Raw genomic sequence first — 20,492 nt, forward strand, 5'->3', positions numbered from 1 at the left:
GGCCCCCGGCGATGCGTATCGCCGGGGGCCGCCGCGCTGTTGCGGAAACCGCGGAGGATCAGCCGCGGCTCCTGCGCGACATCGCGCGGACCGTGAAGCCGGCCGCGAGGGCGAGGACCGTGAGGAGGGCGCCCAGGATCGTCCAGTCGCGGAAGCCGGTGTCGGCGAGGTGGCCGACGCCGTCGTGGCCGCCGGTGCCACCGGTGTTGCCACCGGTGCCGCCGGACTCCGGGAAGGTGTTGGTGACGTCGACCGTTGCCGAACCGTTCACCTGGACCTCCCCGTCGGAGCCGTCGTCGGAGGCCTGGTACGTCACCGTGTCACCGGTGGGCACGTTCGTCTCCTTCACGGTGCAGGTGGCGCCTTCCGGGACGCTGATCGTGCGCGACCCCCCGTCCTTCAGCTCGAAGGAGCTGTCGTCGCCGGAGAGGGCCACATCGCCCTGGTCGGTGGTGCAGGCGAGCGAGAAGTCGTACGGGCCGGCGCCGCCGTTCACCACGTGCTTCGTGACGGTCAGTTCGGCCGCCGGGAAGGTGTTCGTGATGTTGATCGCCGCCTGGTCGGGCGAGTCGCCCGCGGTGACGACCACCGGGTTGTCGGCGGAACCGTGGTCGACGGTCGCCTTCTCCGCGCCCCCGGTGTCCACCTCCTCCGCCCAGCAGCGGGTGTTCACCGGCAGCGGCTTGATGGTGACGGGTTCGCCGTCCTTCACCTCGTACGTCTTGTGCAGGATGCGGTCGCTCGGGGCGCCGGAGGCGTCCGGCAGGGTGCAGGAGACGTCGACGGAGAAGGTGCGGCCCTCGGCGTACTGGGCGGCGTCACCGTCGAGCGCCTTGGTGAGCTGCACCGCGCCGAACTCGTAGGTGTTGGTGATCCGTGCGAACTGCGGGGTCTCCGTGCCGATGTTCGGCTTGATGGTGACCTCGACCGGGTCGCTCCTCGGGTGGTCGGACTGGCCGCCGCGGGCCGAGGTCTCCCAGATCCTGCACTTGGCACCGGCCGGGATCCCCTTGACGGAAACCGGATCGTCCACGGAGACCCGATAATCCTCGTTCAGGACCACCTGGGGCGGATTCCCCTGCGGGTTGATGGTGCAGGTCACGTGGTACGAGTACGGCACCTTGCGCAGCAGGCCCGTCGCCGCGTCGGGGTGCTTGCCGAGCCGCTTCACCAGTCTCAACTCGCCGTAGGCGAGGGCGACTCCGACCTGGATCGGCTCGCTCGCCTGCAGGACGCGCGGCTCGGACGCGGCGGCCCGCTTGCTCCGGGAGGCGGTGCTGCCGGATGCGGTGCTGCCACCGCGCTCGGTCGTCTCGTTGTGGGCGTAGGAGTTCCAGGCGATGGTCGGGTCGCCGTTGTAGGCGACGTCGAGCGGGGTGTCCATCGCGTACGTGATGTCGACGGTGCCGCCCGGAGCCAGCTTGGTCGGGAACCCGATGTTCATCTCGGCGCCGACGGCCTTGCTGCTGTACGCGTCGTCCCAGGTGCTCGACGCGCACTGGTCGGCGCTCGATCCGGCGCCGCCCATGTCGAGGTCGTCGGTGCACAGCGGCTCGTCGTTCTCGTACTTGACGTCCAGCGTGCCGGGAGCGCCGCCGTCGAACGCGGGCGGGGAGGCGAGCGTGGGCCGCTTGTCCCAGGCCGTGCCGCGCTCCTGGTCGAGGATGACGCCCTTGTCTCCCTGGACGGGGAACCGGTCGATGATCCGCATGTTGGTGCCGGACTCGGTGCCCGCGTTCTGAAGGTGCATCAGGTAGTGGTACTGGTCACCGGGGTTGACCAGTGCGATGCAGGGGTTGGCGGTGTACTTGCGGCCGGTCGAGTCGGTCATCACCCGGCACGAGTCGTCGCTGAGACCGACGGTCTTCTTGGTGTTCGTGTTGTACCAGCCGAGATCCGGGTTGCCGGCCACCCACTTGCGGGCGGTGAACGCGGCGCCGGTCTTGGCCTTGAGCGTCGCCGGGTCCGTGCAGTACAGGCCCGAGCCGAACATGGTGCCGTCCTGCTGCGGGGTACCGCCGTCGCAGGTCATGTCGGTGTCGGAGGACGTGGCGCCCATGGTGTTGGTGACGACTTCGTCGGCGTTGATGCCGGCTTCCAGCGTCACGTGGATCTCGATGGTGAAGCTGCCGCCCGGCGCGAAGTTCCAGTCCTTGCCGTCGTCGTCCTTGGAGAAGTCCCAGGTGAGTCCGGAGACCCGGTCGCCGTCGGCGGTCTGCGTGAACTTCGGGGTCGGGATGGCGACGGTGCCGTCCGGCTCCTTCTTGTCGATGATCTTGTAGGGCTCGCCGTTGTCGCCCTTGAAGGTGTCGAGGAACGCGATGCCCTCGGGCAGATCGTCCTTGACGACCAGGTTCGGGACGTTGGCCGTACCGGTGTTGGTGACCTTCAGATAGAAGGGGGCGTCCTCGCCGGGGGCGAGGTCGGTGTCCGGGGTCTTGTCGACGGCGAGCTTCGGGGCGCCCTTGACCAGGTCGAGGGTGGCGTTGACCGGGTCGATCGCCCGGGGCTTGTCCTCGTCCTCCACCTTGGTGAGGAACTGGCCGCTGGCCGTGTCCTCCAGGTGGCTGGGGACCGGGTCACCGTTGCTGCGCAGAGCCGGGCGGGGGCTGACGTCGAGGACCAGCTTGCCGGAGCAACTGTCGTCGGCGCACTCCGGCTTGATCACGTAGCCGTCGTTCGTGGTGCTCGTCGACGAATACGTGGCGCGGATGCCGGTGACGTCGCCCGCGCTCACCCCGGACGGCAGAGCGGCGTCGGCGGACGGAGTGCCGTTGACCCACTCACCACCCACGTACGCGTCGATCTGTACGCGGTTGGCACCGGCCGGCATCTGGTTCGACTTGATGGACACGAGGTCCACGGCGTCGAAGAAGTCCTTGTCCTGGTCGGTGATCTTCAGGTACTTGGCCGACATGTTGCCGGTGTTGCGCACGGTGAGTGTCATGTCCGCGTGCTGCCGCGGCAGACCGGGCACGTACTCGGGCAGCTCGCCGGGCGCGATGGTCTTGTTCAGGGAGGCGCCGTCGGCGGCAGGACCGGTCTCGAGGGTCTTGCAGTCACCGCCCTTGAAGTCGCCGCCCTGGCTGTCCTTGGCGGTGACCGAGAAGCAGTTCTGGAACGTCTCGCCGTTCTCGACGCCCTCGCGGCGCTCGCCGGTCACCTTGATGGTGACGCTGTCGTCCGGCGCCATCTCACCGTCGTAGAGCGCGCGCACGCCGGTGGCCCGTGCGAGCACATCGGCGTCCACGCCCTCGTAGTCGACCCAGGCATCCGTGTCCGGGTCGTACACCTGGAGGGTCACCGGTGCGTCGGACGGCGAGACGGAGACGGACGTGATCTCCAGCTTGTCGAAGGGGCTGGCGCTGCCGGGCTTTCCGTCCGGGTCGGCGGACGGGTCGGTGATGACCACATCGCTCAGCGGCAGGTTGCCGGTGTTCGTGAACTTCAGGTCCATGTCGATGGGTTGGCCCGGCGGTACGTCGGTCTGGCTGACGGTCTTGACGCCGCTTCCGGCTCCGTTCGGGTCCTCGACGATGAGGTTCGCGCACGCGCTTCCGGAGGCGGTGCCGCTGCCGTCGCTGCGGCCCGCGTCGCCCTTGTAGCCCGCGCAGTTGCTGACGCCGTCGGCCACGTCCTGCTCGTCGACGTCGTCGGTGAGGGTGCCGTGCAGGTCCAGGCCCGCGGTGGCGCCCTCGGCGATGGCCGGGTTGCCGTCCGCGTCGACGCCGGTGTAGACGACCTCGACCGTCTTGACTTTGCAGCCCTCGGGAACGGTGTAGGTCGCGTTCTCCGTGTAGGTCGCCTCACGGGTGGTGTCGTCCTCGCAAGTGACGGTCAGCTCCGCCTCGGTCGCGCCCGAGGGGAAGCGCAGCCGCACCTTGTCGACGTCGAGCTTGTCGAATTCGCTGGTCGCGTCCGGGTCCGGCTCGGTGATCGTCATCGACTTCACCTTGAACGGCGACTTGTTCGTGACGTCCACGCCCGTGCTGACCGGCGAGTTCTCACCGATCACGGCGTGCTCGTTGGAGCCTTCGGAGAAGTCACCGTTGGTGTCGGCGTAGTACTTCTTCGTCGAGTCCAGGACCAGGATGTCCGGCAGGATGTCGTACGTGTCGCAGGCCTGCTCGCCGTCGACGTCGCCGTCCGTCTTCTCCTTCGCGGCCGGGGTCGCGCAGTTGTTGACGGTGATCTTGTCGGTGGGCTTAAGGTCCGAGCCGTCCGAGCGCTTGGTGTCGCGCAGCTTCATGCCGACGTCGACGCTGCCGCCGTTCTCGTCGTACGGCAGCGGGTCGCCGTTGCTGTTGGTGAAGACGACCTCGAAACCGACGACGTCACTCGGGTCCACCCCGGCGGGCATCGGCAGCTCGCCGGGCTCCGTGATGGTGCCGCCGGTGTGCTTCTGGCCGTCGGACGTGGTGACCACCAGGTGTGCCTGGTCGGCGCCCTTCGGGAACGCGGTCACGGTGGCCGAGGTGAAGTCGAAGTACTCGAAGGTCTCCGTGCTGTCGTCGGACACCGACAGCTCGGTGACCTCGGTCGACGAGGAGGAGCTGTTGCGCACGTCCAGCTTGATCGTGGACTCTTCGCCGGACATCGCGACCGCCGAACCGTCCTCCCAGTCCTTGGTCACGACCGGCTTGACCACGCGCGGGATGGAGATGGTGATGTCCGAGTCGTCGGTCTTCGGGTCCGCGTTGTCGGCGTCGACCTTCGCCGTGTTGGTGACGGTGGCGCCGTCCTCGTACGTCGTGTCGGTCGGGACCCGCATGCTGATCTCGACCGAGCCCGCCTGGCCCGCCCGCAGACCGGTCTTGCCCGCCGGGTTCTGCAGGTCCTGCTTGTAGACGACCGTCAGCTGCCGGGTCGCCTCGTCGTACGTGACGTCGCGGGTGGTGGTCGACTTCGGGAGGCTGGTGACTTCGAGGCCTGCCGGAAGGGTGTCGGTGACCGTGAAATCCACGCAGTCCACCGTCAGACCGGAGCACTGCCCGCTGAGGGTGTAGATGAACTCGTCACCGGGTTCCAACGGCCCGTCCGCGTTGTTGGTCTTGGTGATGCCGACCGCGCTCATCGGGTCGTCGGCTGCCGCCGGTGGGGCGGTCAGGGCCGTCGAGCCGAAGAGCAGGCTGAGCACCGCCGCGACCACGAGCAGGGCGTGGGCGCGGGTTGGTCTTCCCCTGGGCATCACATTGACCTTGGACATGAGCGCGACGCTAAGACGCGTCCCTTATGCGCTGGTTATGCCATGCCGAATGATTGACGGCCTATCAGATATTTCGCCCGTATGGCGGCCTGCTTCACCCCGCGGCACCGGGGTTGCGGCCTCGGGGCTCCGCCCCGGACCCCGCTGCTCAATCGCCGCAGGGGCTTTAAGTGGGCGGGAGTTCGCGGACGACGAAGGTGCCGCGGGCGTGAACGGTGATCACGATGCCCCGCTCGCGCAGGATCACCAGGGCGCGGCGCACCGTCTGGTTGCCGATGCCGTACTCCTGCGCCAGCACCATCTCGCCCGGGATCCGGGTTCCGGGGGCGAACTCGCCTGCCCGGATACGTCGTTCAAGGATCTCCGCGAGCTGGACGTAGTGGTACTCGGCGGCCGTCGGGTCGATCTTTTCACTCACGACTGCGACCGTAATCGACCGACCGGAGTCATGCACTGCCAGTATCTGTCACTAGCGTTCAACCGAGTTCTACCGCGTTAGACAGCGGGTAGCGTCCCGGACACAGAAGACCCCCGCGACGGGCCAACGTCCGGGGGCACGGCCAACGCTTAAGCAGGAGCGCTGACGATGACCGACCTTATCCGCCGCACCCTCACCCGGGTGCTGCTTCACGTACTCCCGGCCGCCGAAGGCCCCAGACGCAGGCGCCTCGCTCTCGTGCTCGCCGCCGATTACGGGATCGATCTCGACCAGCACGTACGAGGAGCAGTCGCGTGAACGAACACATCCACCGCCCGGTCCGCATGTGCGTGTGGTGCGAGGTGATCACGAACGAGCCCGTGCTCGTCGCCGAGGTGCACCAGGGCACAGGCCCCGGGTTCAACGTGTACGCGTGCCCCCAGTGCGCCGACTCTCCCCCGGGAACAGCACCCGATCCGGGGACTGCGGGGCGGGCCCCGGGACGACTAGCGTGAAGAACCGAACACGAACCGTGGAGGCGGCATGCCGATCAGCGCATCCGAGGCAGCCGGATTCGACCTGCCCGAGACCTTGACCTGGGAGGAGCTCGGGCAGCTTCCGGGCGACATCGCCAAGGACATCGAGCTGTGGCAGGGCAGGGTCGTGTGGAACAGGCGCGGCCCGATGGAGCATCAACAGTTCGCCGTACGTGTGCGCAACGCCCTCGAGGCCGCCGCCCGCCGTGCCATGCGCGAAGAGACCCGCGGCAAGGATGAGCGCTGCTGGCAGGTCGGCACGGAGACCAACGTCTTCTTCACTGCCGACAAGTCCACCTTCCTCACACCCGACTTCATGGTCCGACGCTGCCTGCCCCGCGGCGCCGACACCTTCGTCGGCGACACCGTGCTCGTGGGCGAGGTGCTCTCCGGTTCGGACACCCCCAAGCGCAGGCAGTGGAAGATGAACCGGTACGCGGAGGGCGGCATCCCCTGGTACTGGGAGGTCGAGCTCGACTCCGGCGGATCCTGGGATGTCACCGCTGTACGGGCCTACGGACTGGCCGCGCTCGACCGGGCCGGGCTCGCCGTCAAGCCGTTGCGGCCCGCGCTGTACGTACCCGTCGGCGAGTGGGAGCCGGACGGCCCCGGTGTCGAGTTCCCCGAGCCCTTCGCCCTGAGCGTCACCTGGGAGGACCTGGCGTTCTGAACGTCCGACCCTTGTCGTCGATCTACCCGTCTGCTTGACTCCGGCGCGCGTGCCGATCGTGGGCGAACGACGGAGGGACGGACGACCGATGGAGATCACCCGTAGACGTCTGCTGAGTGTGCTGGCCGCGAGCGGGGTGCTGGCCGCCGTGCCCACGCAGTGGGCGAGCGCGGCTCAACTCGCGGACGGGGCCGCGCGGTTGCTGGCCAACACGACGGACATGTTCGCGGGCACCCCCGCGTCCAACTCCCGTAAGGAGACCGCCGCCAAGCTCGCCGCGATCGAGAAGACGGCGCGCGCGAATCTCGCGGCGATGGACGCCGCGAGCGGTGACGGTGAGCTGTTCAAGGGGCTGCCGCTCGGCAGCAGCGATCCGAACCTCAACACCACGTATCAGAAGGTCTACGAGATCGCGCTGGCCACTCGGACGTCGGACGCCTCGGACATCCCCCGTGACCGCGTCGTCGACGCGTTGACGTGGCTGCACGAGAAGTACTACGGCGACCAGTCCAAGGGTTATTACGGCAACTGGTTCACCTGGGAGATAGGTATCTCGCAGCACGTCAGCCGGACGCTGGTGCTGCTGGGCGACGCGGCGCCCGCCGAGCTCACCACCACGTACATCGCCTCCATGGACGCGTATCTGCGCAGCGGCAAGGACGGCGACGTCGACCTCGACTCGCGGTTCCACACCGGCGCCAACCTCGCCGACATCACCACCAACCGCATCCTCCAGGGCGCGCTGACGGGTGACGAGGCCCGCATCCGCAAGGCCCTCACCGATCAGCTGACCGTCTTCGCGACGGTGGATCCGTACCGGCTCCGGCACGGCGTCACCGACGGGCACTACGCCGACGGGTCCTTCATTCAGCACTCCTCCGTCGCGTACACGGGCTCGTATGGAAAAGGCCTGCTCACGCGCGTCATCCAGACGCTGAAGCTGCTGGAAGGGACGGGCTTCGCATACGGTGAGGAACTCGTCCCGACCGTGCAGAAGTGGGTGCGCGACGGGTTCGCGCCGCTGATCTTCGAGGGCTGGATGATGGAGGCGGTGAAGGGGCGGGCCGTGTCGCGGACGGGCAGCGGGTACGCCGACTCCGCCACGATCGTCGAGGCGGTCGTCGACCTCGCGTCGCTGTCGGAGGGGGACGCGGCGCGAGACTTGAAGGCGTACGTGAAGCACCTGCGCGCCGCGTCGAAGGCGACCCTCGACCCGGCGACGTTCGTCTCCCCGCTGAGCATCGTCCGGTACGCCGACATCCTCGCGGACCCCGATATCCAGCCGGCCGACCTCAACCCGCCGGCCCGCTCCGTCGCCTTCAACGCGATGGACCGGACCGTTCACCGCCGCCCCGGTTTCGCCTTCACGCTCTCCCGCAGCTCGGCGCGCATCAGCAAGTACGAGTACATGAGCGGCGAGAACCTGATGCCGTGGTTCCAGGGGGACGGGGCCCACTATCTGTACCTGGCCGGGCAGGACCAGACGCAGGCGTTCGGCGTCGACTACTTCACCACCGTCTCCCCGTACGGGCTCGCGGGCGTGACCGCGCCCGTCGAACACCGGGGAACCGTCCCGGAGTTGTACGAAGGCAAGCTGTTCTACGACAACCCGGACCACCCCCTGAACTTCACCGCGTCCAGCGAATCGCAGAACAAGTACGTGTACTTCCCGACGGCCACGCAGACGTACTCGGGCGGGGCGGTGCTGGACGGCGTGTACGGCGCCGTCGGGTGGGTCGCGTCCGACGATGTGCCGTGGCGGGACAAGCGGGCGGGGCTCCTGCCCGACGACTTCGTGGCGTATCGCGGGGCGCGGGCGACGAAGTCGTGGTTCCTGCTGGACGACGAGGTCGTGGTGCTCGCGGCGGGGGTGGGGGACGCCGCTGGGCGCGCTGTGACGACGACCGTCGACGCGCGCGTGGCGCCGGCGGGCGACGCGGTGACCGTGGCCGAGGGCGACGGGTGGGTGCGCTGGGCGGACGGGTCGCGGGACGCGGCGGTCGGGTACGTACGGCTCGCCGGGCCCGCCGCGAAGGCGCGGCTCGACACGGTGACCCGCAGCCGCCGCGTCGTACGCACCTCGAATCCGGACACCGCGGTGACGAAGCGGGTGTTCTCGCTGACGGTCGAGCAGGCGGCCGGGGCCAAGTCCGCTTCCTTCGCCTACGCGTTGCTGCCGAACGCGTCGGAGGCGGCGGTGCGCGCGTACGAGGGTGCGCGCGTGCTCGCGAACACGTCACGGATGCAGGCCGTGGGCCACGAGGGGCTCGGGCTCACGGCGGTGAACACCTTCACGTCCGGCGCCCACCGCACGGCGGGGCTCGACGTCGAGGGCCCGGCGTCCGTACTCGTGCGCGGGCGAGGCGGCGGGGTCACGGTGGCGGTGTCCGATCCGACGACCGAACGGGACACCGTCACGCTCGTGCTGCGCGGCCACCGCCTGCGCACAGCGGACGGCGACGACGCGGTGCGCGTCACCGCCGTACCGGGTGGCACCCGGCTCGACGTCGACACGCACCACGCGTACGGACGGAGCTTCACCGTGACACTGCGCCGGTGAGGCCGGGGGCGGACTACTCGTCCGCCTCCAGGTCGCCCTCCGTCTCCAGGTACACCTGGCGGAGGGCCTCCAGCGTCTGCGGGTCCGGCTTCTCCCACATCCCGCGGGACTCGGCTTCGAGGAGGCGCTCGGCGATGCCGTGCAGGGCCCACGGGTTGTTCTCCGTGAGGAACTGGCGGTTCGTCTCGTCGAGGACGTACGTCTCGGTCAACTTGTCGTACATCCAGTCGGCGATGACGCCGGTGGTGGCGTCGTAGCCGAACAAGTAGTCCACCGTCGCGGCGAGTTCGAAGGCGCCCTTGTAGCCGTGGCGACGCATCGCCTCGATCCACTTGGGGTTCACGACGCGGGCGCGGAAGACGCGGGACGTCTCCTCGACGAGCGTGCGGGTCTTGACCGTCTCGGGGCGGGTGGAGTCGCCGATGTACGCCTCGGGGGCGGTCCCGCGCAGCGCGCGCACGGTGGCGACCATGCCGCCGTGGTACTGGAAGTAGTCGTCCGAGTCGGCGATGTCGTGCTCGCGGGTGTCGGTGTTCTTGGCGGCGACCGCGATGCGCTTGTAGGCGGTCTCCATCTCCGTACGGGCGGACCTTCCGTCGAGTCCACGGCCGTACGCGTAGCCGCCCCACACCGTGTAGACCTCGGCCAGGTCGGCGTCCGTGCGCCAGTCCTTGGAGTCGATCAGCTGGAGGAGACCGGCGCCGTACGTACCCGGGCGGGAGCCGAAGATACGGGTCGTGGCGCGGCGCTCGTCGCCGTGTTCCGCGAGGTCCGCCTGGGCGTGGGCCCGTACGTAGTTGTGCTCGGCGGGCTCGTCGAGGGACGCGGCGAGGCGGACCGCGTCGTCGAGGAGGCCGATGGTGTGCGGGAACGCGTCGCGGAAGAAGCCGGAGATCCGGAGGGTGACGTCGATGCGGGGGCGGTTCAGCTCCTCGTACGGGATCGGCTCCAGGCCGGTGACACGGCGCGAGGCGTCGTCCCAGACGGGGCGGACACCGAGGAGGGCGAGGGCCTCCGCGATGTCGTCGCCCGCGGTGCGCATGGCGCTCGTGCCCCACAGGGACAGGCCCACGGAGGTGGGGTAGTCGCCGTTGTCGTCCTTGTAGCGGGTGAGGAGGCTCTCGGCGAGGGCCTGTCCCGTCTCCCAGGCGAGCCGGCTCGGGACGGCCTTCGGGTCCACCGAGTAGAAGTTCCGCCCGGTCGGCAGCACGTTCACGAGACCTCGGAGCGGTGAGCCGCTCGGCCCTGCCGGGACGAACCGGCCGTTGAGCGCACGGACGGCGTTGTCGAGCTCGTCCGTCGTCGCGCTCAGCCGCGGGATGACCTCGCGCGCCGCGAAGTCGAGGATGGCGGCAACGGGGTCGGGCCCGTCGTTATCGGTGCGCGGCACCGTGGGCCGCCTTGCCCACCCTGCCGCCCCAGGCGGCAGATTGCCCAAGGCTGAACCGACCGCTGCCGGGTCCCAATCCGCCGCTTCCATCGCCTCGACGAGGGCGCGGGCCAGCGCCTCCGTCTCGTCGGCGGCCGTACGGGTCGCGGCGGATTCGTCCAGGCCGAGCGCCTCCCGCAACCCCGGCAGGGCCTGGTTGCCGCCCCAGATCTGACGGGCCCGCAGGATCGCGAGGACGAGGTTGACCCGGTCGGCGCCGGCCGGCGCCTGGCCCAGGACGTGCAGACCGTCGCGGATCTGGACGTCCTTGATCTCACAGAGCCAGCCGTCGAGATGCATGATGAACTCGTCGAAGCCCTCGTCCTCGGGCCGGTCCGCGACCCCCAGGTCGTGGTCGAGCTTCGCGGCCTGGATGAGGGTCCAGATCTGGGCGCGGATCGCGGGCAGCTTCGCCGGGTCCATGGCGGCGATCTGGGCGTGCTCGTCGAGGAGTTGCTCAAGGCGGGCGATGTCTCCGTAGGAGTCCGCGCGGGCCATCGGCGGCACCAGGTGGTCGATGAGCGTGGCGTGCACGCGGCGCTTGGCCTGCGTGCCCTCGCCGGGGTCGTTGACCAGGAACGGGTAGATCAGCGGCAGGTCGCCGAGCGCCGCGTCCGGCCCGCACGCCGCCGAGAGCCCCGCGTTCTTGCCCGGCAGCCACTCCAGGTTGCCGTGCTTGCCGAGGTGGATCATCGCGTCCGCGCCGAAACCACCGTCACCGGCCGACGCCGCGATCCAGCGGTACGCCGCCAAGTAGTGGTGGGACGGCGGGAGATCGGGGTCGTGGTAGATCGCGATCGGGTTCTCGCCGAAGCCGCGCGGCGGCTGGATGAGGACGAGCAGATTGCCGCGCCGCAGCGCCGCGAGCACGATGTCGCCCTCGGGGTTGCTGGAACGGTCCACGAACATCTCGCCGGGCGGCGGACCCCAGTGCCGCTCGACGCCGTCCCGCAGCTCCTGCGGCAGCGTCGCGTACCAGCGCTTGTAGTCGGCGGCCGGAATGCGGACCGGGTTCTTCGCGAGCTGCTCCTCGGTCAGCCACTCCTGGTCGTGGCCGCCCGCGTCGATGAGCGCGCGGATCAGCTCGTCGCCGTCGCCGGACGCCAGGCCCGGGATCTCGGCCTTGTCCCCGAAGTCGTAGCCCTCGTCGAGGAGCCGGCGCAGCAGCGCCACCGCGGAGGCCGGGGTGTCCAGGCCCACCGCGTTGCCGATGCGCGAGTGCTTCGTCGGGTACGCGGACAGGACGAGCGCGAGCTTCTTGTCCGCCGCCGGGATCTGCTTGAGGCGCGCGTGACGCACCGCGATCCCGGCCACCCGCGCCGCCCGCTCGGCGTCGGCGACGTACGCCGGGAGCCCGTCCTCGTCGATCTCCTTGAAGGAGAACGGGACGGTGATGAGGCGGCCGTCGAACTCCGGCACCGCGATCTGGCTCGCGGCGTCCAGCGGCGAGACGCCCTCGTCGTTGGCCTCCCAGTCGGCGCGGGAGGAGGTCAGGCACAGGGCCTGGAGGATCGGGACGTCGAGCTGCGTGAGCGCGCCCGCGTCCCACGACTCGTCGTCGCCGCCGGCGCTCGCCTGGGCGGGCTTCGTGCCGCCGGCCGCGAGGACCGTCGTGACGATCGCGCCGACCGGGCGCAGGGCGTCGATCAACTCCGGTTCGGGGGCACGGAGGGACGCGACGTACAGCGGCAGGGGCCGGGCACCCGCACGCTCGATCTCGTCGCAGAGACCGTGCACGAACGCCGTGTTGCCGCTCATGTGGTGGGCGCGGTAGTAGAGCACGGCGACCGTGGGGGCGCCGTCGTGCTGCGTCGAGGGCTCGCGCTCCAGCTCGCCCCAGGTCGGCGCGGCCACCGGCGGCTCGAAGCCGTGGCCGGTCAGCAGCACCGTGTCAGAGAGGAAGCGGGCCAGCTGGTCCAGGTTCTGCGGGCCGCCGTGCGCCAGGTACTTGTGCGCCTCGGCCGCGATGCCGACCGGCACCGTGGACGTCGCCATCAGCTGGGCGTCGGGGGCCTGTTCACCGGTGAGGACGACCAGCGGGATCCCCGCGGCGGTCAGCCGGTCGATGCCGTCCTGCCAGGCGCGGACGCCGCCGAGGAGGCGTACGACCACCAGGTCCACGCCGTCGAGGAGGGCCGGCAGGTCCGTCTCCACGTCGATGCGGGAAGGGTTGTCGAAGCGGTAGGCGACCGGAGCGCCGGCGGCGTTGGCCGCACGAGCGCTGAGCAGGTCGGTGTCCGACGTCGACAGGAGCAGGAGCTGCTGAGGCATGCGTCGTCTGGCCTTCCTCGGGGTGTCCGCGCCCCGGGTGGTCGTGGTGAAGGGAGTTCCTGGCTCGCTCTCCGGGCGGAGAGCTCACAGTGGCGGGACCGCGCCGGAATCGCACCGGGCTTCCTCCCCTGTCGCCGTCGCCGGCGATGGCCGACCGGGTACGGGCAGCCACCGAGCATCGTACGGTGCCGGGCGACGACCTGGTACGGGGTGGTGGAAAGAGCCCATAGGTATGCTCCCCGGCATGTCCCCCTCCCCCGTCCCTCCGATATCCGTCCCGGCCCCTGAGCCGGGTGCGGGCTCCGGTGACGCCTGCCCGGGCGCTTTGCGGCTGCACATGGCCGACGACGGGTTTCTCGCGCGGGTGCGGATCCCCGGCGGGGTGCTGAGCGTGGACCAGGCGCGGGTGCTCGCCGGGGTGGCGGGGCGGCTCGGGGACGGGATGCTGCACCTCACCTCGCGGGGGAATGTGCAACTGCGAGGGCTTCGGGACGGGTGCGGGGGTGAGCTCGCGGAGGCGCTCGGGGCGGCGGGGCTGTTGCCTTCGGCGGCGCACGAGCGGGTCCGCAACGTGGTGGCTTCGCCGATGTCGGGGCTCGATGGTCGCGGTTTCGTGGACGTACGGGAGTGGTTGACCGGTCTTGACGCGGCGGTGTGTGCGAGTTCCGTCACGCCGGAGTTGTCCGGGCGGTTTCTGTTCGGGTTGGACGACGGGCGGGGGGATGTCGCGGCGCTCGCTCCGGATGTCCTGGTTCGTGGCACCTCGTCGGGTGGGGCGGAGGTCTTCCTCGGCGAGGCGGGGGTTCGGGTTCCGTACGGTCGCGCGGCGGAGGTTGCCGTTGCGGCGGCGGAGGTGTTTGTTGCGGTTGCCCGGGGGGCGGGTGGGCGGGTTTGGCGGGTCCGTGAACTTTCCGCCTCCCGGGATGAGCTGACCGAACTCCTGGCCGCCCACCCGGCGTTGACGCCCCGGGGCTCCGCCCCGGACCCCGCGCCTCAATCGCCGGCGGGGCTTGATGGTGCCCAGGGGCCTGATGGCGCCGACCCCGCCTTGGGCAGTCTGCCGCCTGGGGCGGCAGGGTGGGCAAGGCGGCCCACGGTGCCGCGTGCCGATGACGACGGCTTCAGCCCCGTGGTGACCGTTCCGTTCGGGGCTATTGGGCCCCGCCAGTGGGAGGCCCTCGTCGCGGTCGCCGGGCGGGAGCTTCGGTTGACGCCCTGGCGGAGCGTCGTCGTGCCCGGAGCCACGCCGGAGCAGATCGAGCGGCTCGCCGGCACCGGGCTCGTGGCCGACCCCACCTCCCCCTGGACCCGCGTCGCCGCATGTATCGGGCGCCCCGGATGCGCCAAGTCGCACGCCGACGTGCGGGCCGAGGCCACCGCCCGCATCGCGGACGCGCACCCCGAACTCCCCACCTACTGGTCCGGCTGCGAGCGTCGCTGCGGGCACCCCGCCGAGCCGTACGTCGACGTCGTCGCGCAGCCCGGCGGCGGCCACACCATCACCGTCCCCACCGTCCCCCATCACACCGAGAGCTGAGACCCACCGTGTTCGACTACGAGAAGGACGGCGCGGCGATCTACCGCGAGTCCTTTGCCACGATCCGCGCGGAAGCCGCGGACGGACTCGCGGCGCTGCCCGCCGACCTCGCCCAGGTGGCGGTCCGCATGATCCACGCCTGCGGCCAGGTGGATCTCGTACAGGACATCGGCTACTCGACCGGCGTCGTGGCGAACGCCCGCGCCGCGCTGCGCGCAGGCGCGCCCATCCTGTGCGACGCCCACATGGTCGCCAGCGGCGTCACCCGCAAGCGGCTGCCGGCCGAGAATGAGGTGATCTGCACGCTGAGGGATCCTCAAGTGCCGGAGCTGGCAGCCGAGTTGGGGACCACACGCAGTGCCGCCGCGCTCGAACTGTGGCGTGACCGGCTCGACGGCGCCGTCGTCGCGATCGGCAACGCGCCCACCGCGCTCTTCCACCTCCTGGAGATGATCGCGAAGGGCGCGCCGAAGCCCGCCGCGATCATCGGCATACCCGTCGGCTTCGTCGGCGCCGCCGAGTCGAAGGACGCGCTCGCCGCGAACGAACTGGGCCTCGACCACCTCGTCGTACGAGGACGCAGGGGCGGCAGCGCCATCACCGCCGCCGCACTGAACGCCATCGCGACCGAGGCGGAGATCATGGAGGACCGGGCATGAGCACCATCCCTTCCCAGCGGGGAAAGCTGTACGGCGTCGGACTCGGGCCCGGCGACCCGGAGTTGATGACCGTCGCCGCCGTGAAGGCGATCGCCTCCGCCGACGTCATCGCGTACCACTGCGCGCGCCACGGGCGTTCCATCGCCCGCTCGATCGCCGCGGAGCACATCCGCGCGGAGCAGATCGAGGAGCGGCTGATGTATCCGCTCACGGTCGAGACGACGGATCATCCCGGCGGGTACCGGGGGGCGCTCGACGACTTCTACGAGGAAGCCGCGGCGCTGCTCGCCGGCCACCTCGACGCCGGGCGTACCGTCGCCGTGCTCGCCGAGGGCGACCCGATGTTCTACGGCTCGTACCAGCACATGCACAAGCGGCTCGCCAACCGGTACGAGGCGACCGTCATTCCGGGTGTCACGTCCATCAGCGCCGCCGCCGCGCGGCTCGGGCAGCCGCTGTGCGAGGACAAGGAGACGCTGACCGTCATCCCCGGCACGCTCCCGGAGGACGAGTTGTCCGCGCGGATCGCCGCCGCGGACTCCGCTGTCGTCATGAAGCTGGGGCGTACGTTCACCAAGGTGCGGGCGGCGATCGAGGGTTCGGGCCGGCTCGACGACGCGCGTTATGTCGAGCGGGCCTTCATGGACGGTGAGCGGACGGGGGCGCTGGCCGACATCGACCCGGAGTCCGTGCCGTACTTCTCCGTCGCCGTGCTGCCCTCCCGGGTCGACGCGGAGCCGGTGGCGGATTCGGGTCTGGGCCTGGATCCGGCTCGTGGTGAGGTCGTGGTCGTCGGTACCGGTCCCGCGGGTGCGCCCTGGCTGACGCCGGAGTCGCGCGGCGCGCTGGCCAACGCCGACGACCTGGTCGGATACACCACGTACCTCGCGCGCGTCCCCGGACGGCCGGGGCAGGTGCGGCACGGCTCGGACAACAAGGTCGAGTCCGAGCGCGCCGAGTTCGCCCTCGACCTGGCGCGGCGCGGGCATCGCGTCGCGGTCGTCTCCGGGGGCGATCCCGGTGTCTTCGCGATGGCGACGGCGGTGCTCGAAGTCGCCTCGGAGGAGCGGTACGCGGGGATTCCCGTGCGCGTTCTGCCGGGGGTGACCGCGGCCAACGCGGCGGCGGCGAAGGCGGGGGCGCCGCTCGGGCACGACTACGCGACGATCTCGCTGTCCGACCGGCTCAAGCCGTGGGAGGTCATCGCGGAGCGGTTGCGGACGGCTGCCGCGGCGGATCTGGTGCTGGCGCTGTACAACCCCGGGTCGCGGAGCCGGACCTGGCAGGTGGGAAAGGCGCGGGAGTTGCTCCTTGAGCTGCGGCTGCCGGATACGCCTGTGGTTTTGGCACGGGACGTCGGCGGGGCCGAGGAGAGTGTGCGGGTCGTCCGCCTCGCCGACCTGGACCCCGAGGTCGTCGACATGCGTACGTTGCTGATCGTCGGGTCGTCGCAGACCCGGGCGGTCGTCCGTGCGGACGGCCGAACGGTGACGTGGACCCCGCGCCGATACCCCGAACCCGGCACCGTGTAACGGCCACGGGGCGCTGCCCCGGACCCCGCGCCTCAATCGCCGGCGGGGCTCAAAAGATCGGTGCGGCGTGAAGCCACTTCGTGGCTTCCTCCACGGTGGTGGCCACCGGGATCCCGGTCGGCACCGGGGGGCGGCGGATCACCACCACCGGCACGCCCGCCTCGCGCGCGGCGACCAGCTTCGGGGACGTCGCGGCGCCGCCGCTGTCCTTCGTCACCAGGACGTCGATGGCGTGGTCCGCGAGGACCGCGCGTTCGCCGGGCAGCGTGAACGGGCCCCGGTCCAGGAGCACCTCCATCCGCGGCGGAAACGGCGGCTCCGGCGCATCCACGGACCGTACGAGGAAGTCGACGTCGTCGACGTGGGCGAACGCGGCCAAACCCATCCGCCCGGTCGTGAGGAAGACCCGCCCCGCCCCCCGTACCGCCTCGGCCGCCTCCGTCAGGGACCCGACCTCCCGCCAGTCGTCCCCCGGACCCGGCACCCAGCCGGGCCGTCGCAGCGCGAGCAGGGGAACATGGGCGGTGGCGGCGGCCCGCGCCGCGTTGAAACTGATCGTCTCGGCGAAGGGATGGGTGGCATCGATGACCGCGGACACGGACTGCTCGCGGATCCACTCCGCCATGCCCTCCGCCCCGCCGAACCCGCCGATCCGCACCTCACCGGCCGGCAGCCGAGGCGCCGCGACGCGGCCCGCGAGCGAGCTGGTCACGCGGACCCGCGGGTGCAGGGCCTCGGCCAGGTGCCGGGCCTCGGTCGTCCCGCCGAGAATCAGCACGTGCGGCATCGGGGAACTCCATGAGTAGTGAGACAGGGACAGAGCCAGGGACCGAGTCAGGGGCGGGGGCAGAGGCAGGGGCAGAGGCGAAAGGGGGGCGCAGCGCCCAACTCAAGCACACCGGTCTGCGGCCCGGCTGGACGACCGGTGCCTGCGCGACCGCCGCGACCACGGCCGCGTACACGGCGCTGCTGACCGGCGAGTTCCCCGACCCGGTGACGATCACGCTGCCGAAGGGGCAGACACCGTCGTTCGCCCTCGCGGTCGAGTCCCACGACGGGGATTCGGCGACGGCAGGCGTGGTCAAGGACGCCGGCGACGACCCGGACGTCACACACGGCGCGCTCGTCCGGTCCACGGTGCGACGCCTCCCGCCCGGTTCGGGAGTGGTGTTCAAGGCGGGGCCCGGCGTCGGCACCATCACCCGGCCAGGGCTTCCGCTGCCGGTCGGCGAGCCCGCCATCAACCCGGTGCCGCGCGAGATGATCCGCACGCACCTCGCGGAGGTCGCGGCCGCGCACCGCGCCCCCGGCGCCGTAGACGGAGACGGAGACGGAGACCTAGACGTAGAGGTCACGGTCTCCATCGATCACGGCGAGGAGATCGCCCGCTCGACCTGGAACCCCCGGCTCGGGATCCTCGGCGGTCTGTCGGTGCTCGGCACGACGGGGATCGTCGTGCCCTACTCGTGCTCGGCGTGGATCGACTCGATCCGGCGCGGCGTCGACGTGGCGCGCGCCGCGGGCCGTACGCATGTCGCGGGCTGCACAGGATCGACGTCCGAGAAGACGGTTGTCCGTGAACACGCCCTGCCCGAGGACGCGTTGCTCGACATGGGCGACTTCGCGGGCGCGGTCCTGAAGTACATCCGCCGCCACCCGGTCGGCCGCCTGACCATCTGCGGCGGCTTCGCCAAGCTGTCCAAGCTGGCGGCGGGCCACCTGGATCTGCACTCGGGGCGGTCACAGGTCGACAAGGGGTTCCTGGCGGAACTGGCGCGCGGGGGCGGGGCGTCGGATGCCCTCGCCCAGGAGATCGCCGAGGCCAACACGGGTCTCGCCGCCCTCCAACTGTGCACGGCCGCAGGTGTCCCGCTCGGTGACCTGGTGGCGAGGACGGCCCGCGACGAGGCCCTCGCGGTACTGCGCGGCGCCCCTGTCGCAGTCGACGTCATCTGCATCGACCGTGCGGGGAACGTGGTGGGGCGCAGCGACATCGCGTGACCCGCCAGGGCACGGGTCACGACAAGCTCTCGGCGTTCTCGTTCACGGACGGGTCCACCCACGGCTGCCACTTCGCACTCGTGGCGACGGCCGCCACCTGCGCCTCGCTCAGCGGCGGGGCCGCCAGGGTCGCCGGGCCGTGCTTGCCGTCCGTGCTGTTGGAGACGGTCACGACGACACGGGTGCCGTCCTTGCGGAGTATGTCGCTGGTGCGCCGGACCAGCTTCCCCGACCTCTCCTCGTAGCTGATGCGCACCGAGCCGTCCGCGAGGTTGCGCGCGTCGCAGGAGGTCTGCCGCACCCCGCTCTCGCGGCGGGCCTCACAGGAGTAGAAGGTCTGGAGCTGCGCCTTGGTGACCGGGCGGAGTGCCTTGCCCTTTCCTCCGGCGCCGTCTTTCGCGCCCTCCCCCGATTCGCCCGCTGTTTCCTCCGCCGCCGACTTGTCCGGAGCGGTGGTGCCGCTCTTGTCCTGCTTCCCGCCTTCCGCTTTGCCGCCTTCCGCGTTCTTGCGCGCGGCGTCCTTGCTCAGTGCGTCGACCGTGGCGAGCTGGAAGTTCCCCTCCACGCTCACCGTCGCCTCCGCCCGGCCGCCGCCGGTGGTGACGAGCAGCCGCCCGCCCGCGTTCGCGGCTCGCTCCTTGCCCGCCGGGCCGTCCCACCACTGGTAGCCGCCGGTGGCCGGGGCGCCGGGGAGCAGCGACTTGAGTGCGGCCACGGACGCCTTCCCCGTGAGGGCCTCCTTTCCGGCGGGCGCGGCGATCCGCGCGGCGGCCGGTGAGAAGTCGGGGACGGTGACGACCGTGTCGGCGCCCCGGGCCACGGACGTTTCGTCGCCACCTCCGCCACCCGGCAGGACCCCGCCTGCCAGCGCGCCCGCGGTGAGCCCCGCCGCGAGGGTGAAGCCCGCGGAGCCCCACAGGGCCCGCCTGCGCCGCCTCATCCGTCGGCCCCTGGCAAGGCCGCCTGCCACCAAGTCGGCCTCAAAGGGGGTGAGTTCACCGCCGTATGCCTCGAGGAGCTGCCGCACACGGGGCGCGAATTCCTGGTCCTCCCCGTGCATGGGCGAATCCATGGGCGAGTTCGTCGACGAGTTCATGACTGATGGGTTCCTTCTCCTCAGTGACTGACGAGAGCGTCGTACTCGCCGCCCAGCGATGCGCGCAGCTGCGCCAGCGCGCGCATGCTGCGGATCCGCACGCTGCCCGCGCTCATGCCCAGGTCCGCGGCGGCCTGGGCGACGCTCCGGTCCTCCCAGTAGCGCAGCACGACCACGGCCCGGTCCTTCGGCGTCAGCTGCGCCAGGGCCCGGGACAGGGCGACTCGCAGGGCGGGATCGTGGGACGCCGAGGGGTTGTCCGGCAGACGGTCCACAGGCTTCTCGTACGTCCGATGCAGCCGGACATGCGAGAGGTAGGTGCGCATCAGCATGGTGCGCACGTACGCCTGCGGACTGTCCGCCTTGCGGACTCTCCCCCAGGACACGAAGACCTTGCCCAATGTGGTCTGCACCAGGTCCTCTGCCAGATGCCAGTCGCCACAGACGAGAAGGGCGGCACGGAAGAGACGCGGGCTCACGGCGCGCATGAAGGACTCGATCTCCGCATCCCTACGAGCTGATCCACCCATGGGTCTTCCTCTCCCGGCCTGGCCTCGTGTCCGCTCCCACACCCGTC

At 70.7% G+C, this 20,492-nt stretch carries 13 protein-coding genes and 1 riboswitch; of the genes, 7 read left to right on the forward strand and 6 right to left on the reverse strand.

The window, feature by feature from the left end; genetic code table 11:
- Positions 1-58: 58 nt before the first annotated feature.
- Positions 59-5,206 (reverse strand): DUF5979 domain-containing protein, encoded by a 5,148-nt coding sequence (locus tag ACIRHA_RS19105; RefSeq protein ID WP_403846908.1) that lies wholly within the window; start codon positions 5,204-5,206, stop codon positions 59-61.
- A gap of 166 nt (positions 5,207-5,372) precedes the next feature.
- The gene (locus ACIRHA_RS19110; RefSeq protein WP_403846910.1) at positions 5,373-5,624 is read right to left on the reverse strand and encodes a GntR family transcriptional regulator; all 252 of its coding nucleotides are present in this window, start codon (positions 5,622-5,624) and stop codon (positions 5,373-5,375) included.
- 168 nt (positions 5,625-5,792) lie between these two features.
- Here ACIRHA_RS19110 and ACIRHA_RS19115 point away from each other — a divergent pair, with 168 nt between their 5' ends.
- The 3 genes from ACIRHA_RS19115 to ACIRHA_RS19125 all read left to right on the forward strand — a co-directional run bounded on the left by ACIRHA_RS19115 (position 5,793) and on the right by ACIRHA_RS19125 (position 9,390).
- Positions 5,793-5,942: a hypothetical protein gene (locus tag ACIRHA_RS19115; protein WP_403846912.1), complete on the forward strand. Its 150-nt coding sequence runs from the start codon at positions 5,793-5,795 to the stop codon at positions 5,940-5,942.
- 225 nt (positions 5,943-6,167) lie between these two features.
- Entirely contained in the window at positions 6,168-6,830 is a 663-nt protein-coding gene (locus ACIRHA_RS19120; RefSeq protein ID WP_403846914.1) for a Uma2 family endonuclease, read from the forward strand.
- An 88-nt stretch (positions 6,831-6,918) separates the two neighbouring features.
- Positions 6,919-9,390, forward strand: coding sequence for a polysaccharide lyase family 8 super-sandwich domain-containing protein (locus ACIRHA_RS19125; RefSeq protein WP_403846917.1), 2,472 nt, complete (start codon positions 6,919-6,921; stop codon positions 9,388-9,390).
- A gap of 13 nt (positions 9,391-9,403) precedes the next feature.
- Here ACIRHA_RS19125 and cobN read toward each other — a convergent pair whose 3' ends face one another.
- Positions 9,404-13,090 (reverse strand): cobaltochelatase subunit CobN, encoded by a 3,687-nt coding sequence (gene cobN / locus ACIRHA_RS19130; protein ID WP_403846919.1) that lies wholly within the window; start codon positions 13,088-13,090, stop codon positions 9,404-9,406.
- A gap of 53 nt (positions 13,091-13,143) precedes the next feature.
- Positions 13,144-13,216, reverse strand: a riboswitch (cobalamin riboswitch).
- A gap of 118 nt (positions 13,217-13,334) precedes the next feature.
- Here cobN and cobG point away from each other — a divergent pair.
- The 3 genes from cobG to cobJ are packed head-to-tail and all read left to right on the forward strand — an operon-like array spanning position 13,335 to position 16,818.
- Positions 13,335-14,627, forward strand: coding sequence for a precorrin-3B synthase (gene cobG / locus ACIRHA_RS19135; protein ID WP_403846921.1), 1,293 nt, complete (start codon positions 13,335-13,337; stop codon positions 14,625-14,627).
- 8 nt (positions 14,628-14,635) lie between these two features.
- Positions 14,636-15,286, forward strand: a complete 651-nt coding sequence (locus tag ACIRHA_RS19140; protein ID WP_403846923.1) for a precorrin-8X methylmutase — start codon at positions 14,636-14,638, stop codon at positions 15,284-15,286.
- Complete coding sequence (gene cobJ / locus ACIRHA_RS19145) at positions 15,283-16,818, forward strand: precorrin-3B C(17)-methyltransferase (RefSeq protein WP_403846925.1); 1,536 nt, start codon at positions 15,283-15,285, stop codon at positions 16,816-16,818. Before ACIRHA_RS19140 ends, cobJ begins: the two co-directional genes overlap by 4 nt.
- A gap of 49 nt (positions 16,819-16,867) precedes the next feature.
- On the opposite strand, the gene ACIRHA_RS19150 is transcribed toward cobJ, so the two are convergent.
- A complete protein-coding gene (locus ACIRHA_RS19150; protein WP_403846927.1) occupies positions 16,868-17,605 on the reverse strand; it encodes a cobalt-precorrin-6A reductase in 738 nt (245 codons plus the stop codon).
- 11 nt (positions 17,606-17,616) lie between these two features.
- Between ACIRHA_RS19150 and ACIRHA_RS19155 the strand changes: the two genes are divergently transcribed.
- On the forward strand, positions 17,617-18,819 hold the full coding sequence (locus tag ACIRHA_RS19155; protein WP_403846929.1) for a cobalt-precorrin-5B (C(1))-methyltransferase: 1,203 nt from the start codon (positions 17,617-17,619) through the stop codon (positions 18,817-18,819).
- A gap of 16 nt (positions 18,820-18,835) precedes the next feature.
- Here ACIRHA_RS19155 and ACIRHA_RS19160 read toward each other — a convergent pair whose 3' ends face one another.
- Positions 18,836-19,915 carry a hypothetical protein gene (locus ACIRHA_RS19160; RefSeq protein ID WP_403846931.1) on the reverse strand — a complete coding sequence of 360 codons (1,080 nt, stop codon included), beginning with the start codon at positions 19,913-19,915 and terminating at the stop codon, positions 18,836-18,838.
- A 20-nt stretch (positions 19,916-19,935) separates the two neighbouring features.
- On the reverse strand, positions 19,936-20,445 hold the full coding sequence (locus tag ACIRHA_RS19165; RefSeq protein WP_403846933.1) for a SigE family RNA polymerase sigma factor: 510 nt from the start codon (positions 20,443-20,445) through the stop codon (positions 19,936-19,938).
- Positions 20,446-20,492 lie beyond the last annotated feature (47 nt).

Source organism: Streptomyces sp. NPDC102360, assembly GCF_044766085.1.
Lineage (GTDB): Bacteria > Actinomycetota > Actinomycetes > Streptomycetales > Streptomycetaceae > Streptomyces.